General features: G+C 65.4%; 13 protein-coding genes. 6 read left to right on the top strand and 7 right to left on the bottom strand.

Annotation, left to right across the window (positions count from 1 at the left end):
- Nucleotides 1-21: 21 nt before the first annotated feature.
- Together FA90_RS03420 and FA90_RS03425 are read left to right on the top strand one after the other, a co-directional pair.
- Nucleotides 22-900 carry a YihY/virulence factor BrkB family protein gene (locus tag FA90_RS03420; protein WP_373994629.1) on the top strand — a complete coding sequence of 293 codons (879 nt, stop codon included), beginning with the start codon at nucleotides 22-24 and terminating at the stop codon, nucleotides 898-900.
- 115 nt (nucleotides 901-1,015) lie between these two features.
- The gene (locus FA90_RS03425) at nucleotides 1,016-1,249 is read left to right on the top strand and encodes a hypothetical protein (protein ID WP_156116568.1); all 234 of its coding nucleotides are present in this window, start codon (nucleotides 1,016-1,018) and stop codon (nucleotides 1,247-1,249) included.
- Nucleotides 1,250-1,419: 170 nt separating this feature from the next.
- On the opposite strand, the gene FA90_RS03430 is transcribed toward FA90_RS03425, so the two are convergent.
- The 4 genes from FA90_RS03430 to leuA form a co-directional block, all read right to left on the bottom strand.
- Nucleotides 1,420-1,677, bottom strand: a complete 258-nt coding sequence (locus FA90_RS03430) for a Txe/YoeB family addiction module toxin (RefSeq protein WP_036165940.1) — start codon at nucleotides 1,675-1,677, stop codon at nucleotides 1,420-1,422.
- On the bottom strand, nucleotides 1,652-1,951 hold the full coding sequence (locus FA90_RS25460; RefSeq protein WP_081933614.1) for a type II toxin-antitoxin system Phd/YefM family antitoxin: 300 nt from the start codon (nucleotides 1,949-1,951) through the stop codon (nucleotides 1,652-1,654). Before FA90_RS25460 ends, FA90_RS03430 begins: the two co-directional genes overlap by 26 nt.
- Nucleotides 1,952-2,702: 751 nt before the next feature.
- On the bottom strand, nucleotides 2,703-3,599 hold the full coding sequence (locus tag FA90_RS03435; RefSeq protein WP_036165943.1) for a cupin-like domain-containing protein: 897 nt from the start codon (nucleotides 3,597-3,599) through the stop codon (nucleotides 2,703-2,705).
- A complete protein-coding gene (gene leuA, locus FA90_RS03440) occupies nucleotides 3,599-5,308 on the bottom strand; it encodes a 2-isopropylmalate synthase (protein WP_036165946.1) in 1,710 nt (569 codons plus the stop codon). The genes FA90_RS03435 and leuA overlap by 1 nt, the downstream gene beginning before the upstream one ends.
- A gap of 576 nt (nucleotides 5,309-5,884) precedes the next feature.
- On the opposite strand from leuA, the gene FA90_RS03445 reads away from it, so the two are divergent.
- Both FA90_RS03445 and FA90_RS03450 read left to right on the top strand, forming a co-directional pair.
- Nucleotides 5,885-6,115, top strand: coding sequence for a hypothetical protein (locus FA90_RS03445; protein ID WP_036165949.1), 231 nt, complete (start codon nucleotides 5,885-5,887; stop codon nucleotides 6,113-6,115).
- A gap of 18 nt (nucleotides 6,116-6,133) precedes the next feature.
- The gene (locus tag FA90_RS03450; protein ID WP_036165952.1) at nucleotides 6,134-6,778 is read left to right on the top strand and encodes a DUF1906 domain-containing protein; all 645 of its coding nucleotides are present in this window, start codon (nucleotides 6,134-6,136) and stop codon (nucleotides 6,776-6,778) included.
- 14 nt (nucleotides 6,779-6,792) lie between these two features.
- Here FA90_RS03450 and selD read toward each other — a convergent pair whose 3' ends face one another.
- A complete protein-coding gene (gene selD, locus FA90_RS03455) occupies nucleotides 6,793-7,845 on the bottom strand; it encodes a selenide, water dikinase SelD (protein WP_036165955.1) in 1,053 nt (350 codons plus the stop codon).
- Between the two features lie 17 nt (nucleotides 7,846-7,862).
- On the bottom strand, nucleotides 7,863-8,888 hold the full coding sequence (senB, locus tag FA90_RS03460; protein ID WP_036165958.1) for a selenoneine biosynthesis selenosugar synthase SenB: 1,026 nt from the start codon (nucleotides 8,886-8,888) through the stop codon (nucleotides 7,863-7,865).
- 63 nt (nucleotides 8,889-8,951) lie between these two features.
- Here senB and senA point away from each other — a divergent pair, with 63 nt between their 5' ends.
- The gene (gene senA, locus FA90_RS03465; protein WP_197065237.1) at nucleotides 8,952-10,175 is read left to right on the top strand and encodes a selenoneine synthase SenA; all 1,224 of its coding nucleotides are present in this window, start codon (nucleotides 8,952-8,954) and stop codon (nucleotides 10,173-10,175) included.
- Between the two features lie 9 nt (nucleotides 10,176-10,184).
- Here the strand turns inward: senA and FA90_RS03470 are convergent, their stop codons facing one another.
- Nucleotides 10,185-11,342 carry an epoxide hydrolase family protein gene (locus tag FA90_RS03470; protein ID WP_036165962.1) on the bottom strand — a complete coding sequence of 386 codons (1,158 nt, stop codon included), beginning with the start codon at nucleotides 11,340-11,342 and terminating at the stop codon, nucleotides 10,185-10,187.
- Between the two features lie 100 nt (nucleotides 11,343-11,442).
- Here FA90_RS03470 and FA90_RS24755 point away from each other — a divergent pair, with 100 nt between their 5' ends.
- A complete protein-coding gene (locus FA90_RS24755) occupies nucleotides 11,443-12,120 on the top strand; it encodes a TetR/AcrR family transcriptional regulator (protein WP_197065238.1) in 678 nt (225 codons plus the stop codon).
- Nucleotides 12,121-12,163 lie beyond the last annotated feature (43 nt).

Consider the following 12,163-nt stretch of genomic DNA (forward strand, 5'->3'; position numbering starts at 1 on the left):
CGGCGCGCCAACGCCTGGATCATGGCGCACCCGCTCGAATTCGCGCTCACCTCGGTCAAGAACTTCCGCGCCAACCAGGGCCTGCTGCTGGCCGGCGCGGTTGCCTACTACGCGCTGCTGTCGATCGTGCCCTTCCTGATGCTGGTGGTGGTGGTGCTGTCGCACTTCATCGACCAGCACGAACTGCTGCTGACGTTGCGCCGCTACCTCGAACTGATCGTGCCCGGGCAGTCGAAACCCATCATCGCCGAGGTCGCGCACTTCCTCGACTCGCGCGACCTGATCACCTGGGTGCTGGGCGCGACCATGCTGTTCTTCAGCTCGCTCGCATTCGCCGTACTGGAACAATCGATGAGCGTGATCTTCAAGCACCGCGCGTCGGTACGGCGGCGCCACTTCCTGATCTCGGCCATCATGCCTTACTGCTACGTGCTGGCGCTCGGCTTCGGCGTGATGATCGTCACCTTGGCGGCCGGCACGCTGCAGGTCATCGGCACCGAGAGCGTCGAGCTGTTCGGCCACACATGGTCGCTCAACGGGATCTCCGGCGCGCTGCTGTACCTGCTCGGCCTGGGCGGCGAGATCCTGGTGCTGACCTCGATCTACATGGTGATGCCGGTCGGCCGCCTGTCGCTGTCGCACGCCTTCATCGGCGGCGTCACCGCGGCGCTGCTGTGGGAGATCGCGCGCCACGTGCTGGTGTGGTACTTCACCACGCTGTCCAAGGTCAACGTCGTGTACGGCTCGATGAGCACGGCGATCGTCGTCATGTTCAGCCTCGAGATCGCGGCTTCTCTGCTGCTGTTCGGGGCGCAGGTGATCGCCGAGTACGAGCGGGTCGGGCAGCAGGGCACGGGTGGCGATGGAGGCGAGGCCAAGGGGATAGGCACCGGATCGTGAGCCAGGGTGTCGTGCTGGCCCCTGTCCTACACGACTTCGGTCGCGATTCCTATTCGCCGCGGCGCGCCGGGGTCTACCATGGAGGTCATCGATCATTACCATGAAGGAGCAGCCCATGGCCGACAATCTCAACGACCAGAAGTACCCGCACGGCGTCACCGGCGACACCGTCCAGCAAGCCGCCGAGGTATCCAGGCCGACCGCCACGGTCGACCGCGTCGTGAACGTCGATGGCGAAGCCAAGCTGGTGCCCGATCCGAGAACGGGGTCGGACGCGCGCGGCAATGCTGCGACCGGCCGCGATGTTCAGCAGGTCAATCTGACTGAGTCCAGAAAAGCCACGAAATAAATGGTAGCCACGATCACAGCTGGTACGAGGTATGGCCTATATTGTCGCACCACGGTTGTCTTCGTGCGGTCGGCGCTCGACTCAAGCATGGCCGCGACGCGGACTGGCGGGAGATAGGGTTTGAGTTCCTGCCAATGTGGCAAAGAAAAGGGCAGTTCCCCCTTAAGCCATCAGTAGTGATAACGGCAAGAGAGGATGATTAGCTCATCATTACTTACCATGTAAACTAGACGATTGGTCTCGTCAATGCGTCTTGACCAGCATCCGCTGAGGCTGTGCTTCAAGGCCTCAGGTTTGCCAATGCCGGCGAATGGGTCTCTCTCGACATCCTTGATCAGATCATTGATGCGTTTAAGCGTCTTTCTGTCCTGCGTCTGCCAATAAAGGTAGTCGTTCCAACCTTCATTCGTGAACTTCTTGTTGCCCATCTTGCGGTTCCTCAGCTTCGGGTATTTCAATTAATTCCCGATGCTGCGCTTGACCGGTGCGGGCCTGAGCAAGTGACTTTGCAAGGTGAGCTGCGTTCGCAGGCGAACTCAACAAGTGCACAGTCTCCATGAGGCTGCTGTAGTGATCAAAGGACATGACTACTGCATCTGGCGCATCGCGGCGCGAAATAACGGTTACGTCGGCATCCTCAACCACCTGGTCGATTACAGTCCGTAGACTGTTGCGAGCATCGGAAAAGTTGATGATTCTCATTTTGGGTACTCCACGCTGCCTAGTGTTATCGCAGCTTTGATTCGTAAGTGTCGTTGTCTTTGTCAGTAGTGTCGTAGTCGTCGTTGTCTTCGTCTTCGCAGGTAGTCTTGTTAGTTGGCGGCGTCAGTTTCGTCAGATTCGTAGCGTTACGTATTCGGTTTCGTCTTCAGTATCGTCGTGGTCGGAGTTTGAGCGTCGTGATCAGAGTCGGTAGTAGTCTATGCTTGGGCTGTACTTGTACTATAAGTGGTACAAGTTAAGTATAGGATGAACTCTTGGAGATAGCAAGCTAGCCAGCGCTAAATACGCGGCAAGAACGCCGGTAACGCTGCTAATGCAACCGGTAAGTCGGTAAGACTAGTCGCCAACGCAATACTGAACGCGTCGAGGATTCCGACAAAACGTAGTTCCGATAGGGAGGATAAGCGCTTCGTTACGTTTGCAAAGAAGCGCTATTTCCTACTTCAGCGGTCAGAAGCACGCCTCAGATGCCTTTCAGTAGCCATCCGCACATGCTTATCGCGGGCCGACGCTTTCTTGCGTGCTCATGAAGTGCTTCGATGGGCTTTGACATGAATGAGGTCTACTGCTTCTGCAGTCGACAAGGCTGGCCTCATCGGCTGCCTTCTGCATCACGAATCGATTGTAGCAAGTCCGTCACGGCATCTAGCATCGTGGGATGTCACCTCAACTTCATCGTGCAGATCCGCTCAGTCAGATGAACCTTGACAGCCCGACGTTCCGCAGCGATTCAAACCCGTATCCCAGCCGCCTCGCCCAGCGCCAGCGGCACCCCGCGCGCCCAGCGGTTCACCGACAGCGAAAATTCCAGCGCATGCACCTGGTGATACCAGCCGGCCGGCACGTACAGCATCTCGCCCGGCTGGACGACGACTTCGATCAGCGTCGCCTGGCGCGCCAGCGGATAGCGGTCGAAGTCGGGCGCTTCGGCGTCGACCGGGGAGCCGAACAGCACCGGATTGGCTTCGCGCACGTACAGGTAGGGCTCATGATGCGGCGGCGCCAGCATGATGCGCTTGCTGCCCCAGACCTGGGCGAAGACGTTGTCGTCGTAGTCGCAGTGCAGCGGGGTGATGGTGCCGGCCGGTCCGAGCCAGTAGCGCGGCGGGCCCATGCGCTCGAAATAGCCGGGCCAGTGGCACAGCGCATTCAGCGGGCGCAATTCCAGGTTGCCGACGTACGGCGGGAGTCCGTCGGCGGGGGCGGCGACCAGGTCGAGATAGTCGCGCAGCGCCATGTCGCGCATTGCGCGGTCGGGTGCGAACGCGGTGCCGATGTAGTCGCCCACGCGCGCACGCACGGGCGCGTCGCCGCAGCGTTCGCGCATCCCGGCTACGGTGAGACGGCTCAAGGGCCAGCGCTTGAGCACGCCGGTCATGACAAAAGGCAGTCCCGCGGCGGCGCGTGCGCGGAAGGCCGCGCCATCCGGCACGCGCACGCGCCCGACGTCGGACATCGAAGGCAGCGCGCGCGCCGCGTCCTTGATCGCATCGCGCATCGCCGCCATCGAGACCACGCCGCGCACCTGGGCGTCGCGCGCCTCGCGCACCCCGTTGCGCGCGAGGGCGTCATCGGCCGTCCCGGGGATGGCGGGCAGGGGCGGCAGGCGGTCCAGCGCTGCCGTCATCAGGCCGCGCGCAGTTTATCGCCATCGAGCGGCGCCTGGCCGGCGTCGCGCGCCATCGCGATCTGGCGGTTCACCGCCGACAGCACGGCCTTGAACGAGGCGGTGACGATGTTGCTGTCGATCGCCGCGCCGAACAGCGTCGGGCCGTTGCCGAGGCGCAGTTCGACGTAGCAGGCGGCGCGCGCGTCGGCGCCCGAGCTGATCGCATGCTCGTGGTAGTCCATCAGGCGGATGTCCAGGCCGAGCGCGGCCACGAACGCGTCGATCGGGCCGTTGCCGGTGCCGTGGCGCGATTCAAGCACGCGCTCGTGCTGCACGGCGGTGTCGATCTGCACGCGCTGGTCGCTCTCGCTGTTCTCGACCATGCGGTGCGAGACGTAGCGATACGCCGCGTTGTCCTGCTCGAAGTACTCGCGTGCGAACAGCGCGTGGATGTCGGCGGCGGCCACTTCGCGGCCGGTGGCGTCGGCGTGCTTCTGCACCACGCGCGAGAATTCGATCTGCAGGCGGCGCGGCAATTCGAGGCCGTATTCCTGCTCGAGCAGGTAAGCCATGCCGCCCTTGCCGGACTGGCTGTTGACGCGGATCACCGCATCGTAGCTGCGGCCGAGATCCGCCGGGTCGATCGGCAGGTAGGGCACTTCCCAGATCGCATCCGGCTTCTGCTGGGCGAAGCCCTTCTTGATCGCGTCCTGGTGCGAGCCCGAAAACGCCGTGAACACCAGGTCGCCGACGTAGGGGTGGCGCGGGTGCACCGGGATCTGGTTGCATTCCTCGACCAGCTGGCGCACCGCGTCGATGTCGGAAAAGTCCAGGCCCGGGTGCACGCCCTGGGTGTAGAGGTTCAGGGCCAGCGTCACCAGGTCGACGTTGCCGGTGCGCTCGCCATTGCCGAACAGGCAGCCTTCGACGCGGTCGGCGCCGGCCATCACGGCCAGCTCGGCGGCGGCCACGGCGGTGCCGCGGTCATTGTGCGGGTGCACGCTGATGACCAGGCTGTCGCGGTCGTTCAGGTGGCGGCACATCCACTCGATCTGGTCGGCGTAGACGTTCGGGGTCGCCGCTTCCACCGTCGAGGGCAGGTTGACGATCATGCGGTTGGCCGGGGTCGGCTGCCACACGGCGCTGACCGCGTCGACGATGCGCTTGGAAAACTCGAGTTCCGTGGTCGAAAACGATTCCGGCGAATACTCCAGGCCCCACTGCGTGTCCGGATGCCGGGCCACCAGTTCCTTGATCAACTGGGTGCCCTTGACCGCGATCTGCACGATCTCGTCCTGGTCCATGCCGAACACCACGCGGCGGAACACCGGCGCCACCGAGTTGTAGACGTGGACGATGGCGCGCCTGGCGCCGATACAGCTTTCCACGGTGCGGCGGATCAGTTCGTCGCGCGCCTGGGTCAGCACGATGATGGTGACGTCGTCAGGGATGCGCTTTTCCTCGACCAGCATGCGCACGAAATCGAAGTCGGTCTGCGACGCCGACGGGAAGCCGACCTCGATCTCCTTGATGCCGATTTTGACCAGCTGTTCGAAGAAGCGCAGCTTTTTGTCCGGGCTCATCGGCTCGATCAGGGCCTGGTTGCCGTCACGCAGGTCGGTGCTCATCCAGATCGGCGGCTGGGTGATGGTGCGGCTCGGCCATTGACGATTGTCGATCTGGACGGCGGGGAAGGGGCGGTACTTGGCGGCGGGGTTGGTCAACATCGGAAGCTCCTGGACACTGTAAATTCTGCGGATTTGTCGAATGGGGCGCATGGGTCAATCATGCGAACTGCGCGCTGCGCGGTGTGGCGTGGGCTGCCGGGCGGGCCACGAAACGCTAGGCCCGGCAACCGCTCGGTAGCTGTAGCCGCCAATCCGCGTAACAGCGTGCAGGGTCGCCGGACGACGGCAGGATGGTTCCGGCGCTGGGTGATGCTTGCGAAAACTGGGTGAACTCTGTGAAGGCTGACATCGGTGCAACTTCCTGGGCTACGAGAATCCGGCTGGCGCCGGGCTTTGCTGTCGGAACAGCGTCGCGCTCAAGCGCGTAGTAGCAGGCTGGCCGATAGGATCGGCAGCGGTAGGATCGTCGACTGAGGCAGTAGGGATAACATTTCTTCACTCTAAGTGAATTTTGTTTGGCGTGTCAAGCATTTCCTACTCTGCAGTTTGGCGATCGCCACATCTTGTTTGAGAGCAGGATATTGATCGCCGTCAAACTGCCGTACGGATCTGGTGGCAGTATTCACTTGCGGTATCACAAGCGCCCCAAGGATGAATATTGACAGAGGAGACCCCATGAGCCAGGACTTGATCCTTGGTATGCCGATGCCGGTCGCGCTGGCCCTGCTCGGGATGATGCTGATCCTGCTGGCGCTGGCCAGCCTGGTGGCGCTGCGCAAGCTGGCGCCGGCGCGAATCGCCAGCCACTACAACGAGGCGCCATACAAGATCGAGACGCCGCACGCGCTGCCGCCCGGGCGCCTGGACGTGGTCCCGCACGCCGGCCGCGATCCGGCCAACCGCTGAAACATCCTTGGGGGCGGCATGGCGGTACGCAAAGGCCTGGACACGACGATGGAACTCACGCGACATGCGGCGGCGCTGCGCGAGCAGGGCTACGAGTTTGCGCTGCGCTACTACAGCACCAACGCGGCCAAGAATTTATCGCTGGGCGAGGCGCGCGCGCTGGCCCAGGCCGGGCTGCAGATCGGCGTGGTGTGGGAGACCAGGGGCACCTACGCCAACTATTTCACGCGCGACCAGGGCCTGGCCGACGGCGCCATGGCCTTTCGCATGGCGCGCGAGACGATCGGCCAGCCCTACGGCTCGGCGATTTACTTCGCGGTCGACTACGACCCGACCCAGGCCGACCTCGACGGCGCGATCAGCAATTACTTCACCGGCGTGCATGCGGCGCTGTACGTCGGGGCCGAGGGCAAGCCGTCCTATCGCGTCGGCGTGTACGGCTCGGGTCTGTGCTGTGCGACGCTCATCGAGCGCGGTATCTGCGCCCTGTCGTGGCTGTCGCAATCGACCGGCTTTGCCGGCAGCAAGCAGTACGCAGAGCAGCGGCGCTACAGCCTGATCCAGATGCTGCCGGTGCGCATCGCCGGCCAGGATGGGGTGGTGCTCGATATCGATCCGGATGCGACGCATCCGGAGCATGAGACGGGCTTGTTCGTGGTGTGAGGTTCAGGCCGCGCTCATTCTACGATCACGCGCGCCGCGCCGGCTTCCATCCGGCCGATCACCGCGGCTTCGCCGAAGCCCTCGCGCGCGAACAGCGCCAGCACCTCGTCGACGCTGGCCGGGTCGCACGACACCAGCAGGCCGCCCGAGGTCTGCGGGTCGGTCAGCAGCACGCGCCCGGTGTCGCCCACGCCCGCGCCCAGCTCGACGTCATGGCCGTAGCCCTCCCAGTTGCGCCCCGAGGCGCCGGTGAAATAGCCGTCGTGCGCCAGCTGGGCCACGCCCGGCAGCAGCGGGATCTTGTCCATCTCGAGCGTTGCCGTGAGCTGCGCGCCGCGTGCCAGTTCGAGCAGGTGGCCGAGCAGGCCGAAGCCGGTGACGTCGGTCAGCGCGTGCACGCCCGGCATCTCCGACAAGGCCTTGCCCGGCTTGTTCAGCTTGGTCGTGTTGGCGATCATTGCCGCGTAGCCGTCGGCATCCAGCTTGTCTTTCTTCAGCGCGGCCGACAGCACGCCCACGCCGAGCGGCTTGCCGAGGACGAGCACGTCGCCCGCGCGCGCGCCGGCGTTGCGCTTGACCTTCGATGGATGCACCAGGCCCATCACGACCAGGCCGTAGATCGGCTCGACCGAGTCGATCGTGTGGCCGCCGGCGATCGGGATGCCCGCTTCCGCGCAGATCGACGCGCCGCCTTCGGTGATCTTGCCGATGGTCTCCAGCGGCAGCTTGTTGATCGGCATGCCGACCAGCGCCAGCGCCATGATCGGCGTGCCGCCCATGGCGTAGACGTCGGAGATCGCGTTGGTGGCGGCGATGCGGCCGAAGTCGTAGGGATCGTCGACGATCGGCATGAAGAAGTCGGTGGTGGCGATCAGCGCCTGCTCGTCGTTGAGCTTGTAGACGGCGGCGTCGTCGGCGGTCTCGATGCCGACCATGAGTTCTTTCGGCACCGGGAAGCCGCTCGACTTCTTGAGGATCTCGGACAGCACGCCGGGCGCGATCTTGCAGCCGCAGCCGCCGCCGTGGGAGAACGAAGTCAGTTTGAGAGGTTGGTCGGGTGTGCTCATGTCAGATCCTATATGGGTTACGGCAGATTTCGAGACAGCAGATTATCCACCAAGTCGAGCAGGCGCGCTTGCTCGGCCTCGGGGGCAAACAGCCGGGCGCGCGCGGCGCATTGGCGCTGCAGGCGGGCGTAAAAGGCGGCCTCGAACACGCTGCGTTCGATCAGCGCGGCCAGCGCCGCGGCGTCGCCCAGCGCGAAGTAGCCGGCGTAGTCTTCGCCCAGCATGCCGCGGTTGCCGTCGATGCTTGATGCCAGCACCGGCACGTCGCAGGTGACGGCCTCGATGATCACGTTGGCGCCGCCTTCCATCCGGGAGGCGATCACCATCGCGTGGCAGCGGCGCAGCAGGCGGCGCGTGCTCATGTGGGGCAGGGCGCCACGCCAGCGGTAGCGCGGATTGGCGTCCTGCGCGCTGCGGGCGGCGTCGGCCAGCAGGGGATCGAGGGCGGCGCCGACGTGCAGCAGGCGCACGCCGGGCGCATGCACCAGGGCGGCGGCGCCGATGAAGGTGAGCGGGTCTTTTTCGTCGCGCAGGTGGCCGATCATGGCCACGTCCAGCGGCACCTCGTCGCGCGCGTGCATGTGCATGTGCGTGTGCGTGTGTGCGTGCGGATGCGCGCGGGCGCGCCGCCTGGTGCGCATCGCCGGCGCCGACTGGTAGATCACCCGGGCCTTGGCGCGCGCGGCGGCGTCCAGCTGGTCCAGGCCGCGCGGCTGCAGCACGACGATCGCATCGGCCAGCGCCAGCGAGGTGCGCGCGGTGTCGTCTTCGTGGATGTCGCGGTACAGGTCGGTGCCGGTCAGGACCAGCAGCGCCGGCTTGTGCGGATGCGCGGTCTTGAACGCCGCCAGCGCGGGGCCGGAGCGGCGCGCGTGCAGGGCGATCAGCAGGTCGGGCGCGCTGTCGCCGCTTCGCCAATCCGAGGAGATCGAGACGCGCCCGTCGCGTGCGAGGTGACGGCGCCAGCGGCTGGCGGTCTGCCAGTTGCCGTTGTTCTCGCGGCGCGAGGCCGGGCTGACGATCAGGATGTGGGGACGCGGCATGCGGAGTCGGAGTTGCGAAGTCGAGATGCGAAGTTGAAGATCGATTGGAAGTACAATGAATGCATGAGCCAAGACCTTGCATCCTTCCGCACCGCCGGACCGGACCAGCTGGCGGCCGCGTTGCAGGATGCGCGGCATTATACGCTGGCCCTGTTCGATTCCCTGGCCGCCGCCGGCTACGACCAGCCGCACAATGTGCCGCGCCTGTCGATCGTCAACCCACCGCTGTGGGAGCTCGGGCATACCGCCTGGTTCGCCGAGTGGTTCGTGCTGCGCGAGGCCATCAGCAGCCATCCGGCCGGCGCCCAGAAGCCCGGCCTGCTGGCGCGCGGCGACGACTGGTTCGACTCCAACCTGGTGCCGCACAAGAGCCGCTGGACGCTCGACCTGCCCAGCCCCGGCGCGCTCAAGACCTATTGCCGCGAGGTCCTCGAGCGCATCCTCGACCGCCTGGCGCGCGCATCTTCCCACGACGCGGCCCTGTACCCCTACCGCCTGGCGCTGGCCCATGAAGACATGCACGGCGAAGCCTACCTGTACACGCTGCAGACGCTGGGCGTCCGGCCGCAGCCCGAACTGGCGGTGCTGCTGGCGCAGTCCGCACGCACCGCCGCGCCCGCGCCGGCGCATGCGCGCGGCGAGGTGGCGTTCGGCGGCGGCGCCTTCATGCGCGGCGGCGACCAGTCGTGCGGCTTCGTGTTCGACAACGAGAAGAACGGCGCGCGCGTCCGCGTCGCGCCGTTTGCGATCGATGCCGGCCTGGTGACCAATGCCCAGTACCTCGAATTCATGGAAGACGGCGGCTACCAGCGTCCGGCTTACTGGAGCGAGGCGGGCCGCAACTGGCTGATGGGGCAGGAGCGGTCGTCGCCACGCTACTGGCACCGCGAAGGCGGTGACTGGCGTCACACCCGTTTCGGCCGCGAGCTGGCGCTGGCGATGGATGAGCCGGTGCGCCACGTCACGCTGTTCGAGGCGCAAGCCTGGTGCGCCTGGGCCGGCCGCCGCCTGCCCCTGGAGGCGGAGTGGGAATTCGCCGCCACCTCGAGCCAGCCGGGCTTTGGTTGGGGCCAGCTGTGGGAGTGGACCGCATCGCGTTTCGAACCGTATCCCGGCTTCGCGCCGGACCGCTACCTCGAATATTCGCAGCCCTGGTTCGGCAGCCGCCAGACGCTGCGCGGCGCCTCGTTCGCGACGCCGGCGCGCCTGCGCTCGCCGCAGTTCCGCAATTTCTTCACACCGGAGCGTGACGATATCTACGCGGGATTCCGCAGCTGCGCGCTGTAGTCGTGCCCGTTAGCCGCGCGCGAAGCGGAAGCTTGCCCGCACTTCCTGCGCGAATGCCGCCGGTTGTTCCAGGGCGGCGAAATGGCCGCCGCGCGGCAGTTCATTAAAGTGGACCAGCTTGGCGAAGCGCCGCTCGGCCCAGCGTTTCGACAGCCTGATCTGCTCATGCGGAAACATGCTGATGCCGGCCGGCGTCGTCATCGGCGCCGACGGCATGCCGCCCTGGCGCATCGACTGCATCGTCTCCCAGTAGAGACGCGCGGAACTGGCGCCGGTGTTGGGCAGCCAGTACAGCATGATGTCGTCGATCAGGTGGTCGAGCTCAAAGACCGCTTCGACGTCGCCGTCGTTGTCCGAAACGTCCTGGAACAAGGCATAGATCCATGCGGCCAGGCCGGCCGGCGAATCGGCCAGACTGAACGCGACCGATTGCGGACGCGTGCTTTGCAGCTTGTAGTAACCCGAGAATTCCTGTTCGTAGCGCCCGGCGTCGTCGAGCATGGCCTGCTCATCGGCGCTGGCGGCGGCGCGCTCCTGTTCGGTCGGCTGGAACATCGCCATGTTCAAATGAATGCCGATCAAGGATTCGGGCGCCATGTAGCCCAGCGTGGTGGTGATCGCAGCGCCCCAGTCGCCGCCTTGCGCGGCCCAGCGGGTGTAGCCGAGCCGCTGCATGAGCGTGATCCATGCGCCGGCGATGCGTCCGACGCTCCAGCCGGACGTCGTGGGCTGGCCGGAAAACCCGAAACCCGGCAGCGATGGAATGACCAGGTGAAAAGCGTCGTCGGCGCTGCCGCCGTGCGCGGCCGGGTCACTCAACGGTCCAATCACGTCGCGAAATTCCAGCACCGAACCCGGCCATCCATGCGTCAGCAGGAGCGGGATCGCGTCCGGATTCGGCGAGCGGATGTGGAGGAAATGGATGTCGAGCCCATCGATTTGGGTATGATATTGCCCGAACGCGTTCAGCATGCGCTCGCAGCGGCGCCAGTCGTAGCCGTCGCGCCAGCGCCGGACCAGGGCCTGGATGTTTGCCAGTTGTGGCCCCTGGCTGGCGTCGTCGACGGTTTCGGGATCGGGCCAGCGGGTGCGCTCGAGGCGGACTTGCAGGTCGTCGAGCTGCTCTTGCGGGATCGATAGCTGGAAAGGGCGGACGGCGTCGGACATGTAAACTCCTTTGTATGAGTCGTTGAAATGAAAAAAACTGAACTGAACGGTTCAGTCTAGCATGTGTGATAACTGTGTGGTGGAGAATTGGAGTGAACCGATGACGACGGCCTTGGTCAAACGTGGGGCGGGGGGACGGCCGCCGCTGGCGCGCAAGGGAGATGTGGAAGAGCGGCTATTGGCGGCCGCCACGAAACTGTTCCTGGCGCACGGCTATGAAGGCACGAGCTGCGACCAGGTGGCCGTGGATGCGCGTGCGGGCAAGGCGAGCATTTATGCGCGTTACGCCAACAAGACGGCCTTGCTGCAGGCGGTCGTCGACAGCAAGCTGCGACGCCTGTTCGAGATCGAGGTGGACGACGGCGGCGCGGAGGCACCATTGCGCGCGCGACTGGTGCGCGCCGGCGAAACCGTGATCGACAAGGTGCTGCAGCCGGATGCGATCGCGCTGCTGCGCCTGATCGTGACGGAAGCCCCGCGCTTGCACGACGCCGCCCTCGGTGTGGACGTCGTCCTGCAAAGAATCGGCGTCGAGCATATCGACCGGGCGATCCGCCCGCGTTCGTCCGCAGGCTTCGATATCGGCGCGCACGCCGACGCCGCCGCCGGCGAGGCGCAGGCGGCGGCACTGGCCCTGGTGGATGCCGCCCTGATGCCCGGACTGGTGCGCGCGCTGTTCGGCGCCGAGCCGGGCCCCTTGCGCGCGCACGCGCGCGAGGCGCTGGCGGCATCGGTCGATACCATGATCGACGCAGCCGGCCTGGGCGGCCGCGATTGAGCGTTCCCGGCGCGAACGGATAAAAAAAAGGCTGCCGAGGCAG

Origin of the sequence: Massilia sp. 9096 (assembly GCF_000745265.1) — a bacterium.
GTDB lineage: Bacteria > Pseudomonadota > Gammaproteobacteria > Burkholderiales > Burkholderiaceae_D > Telluria.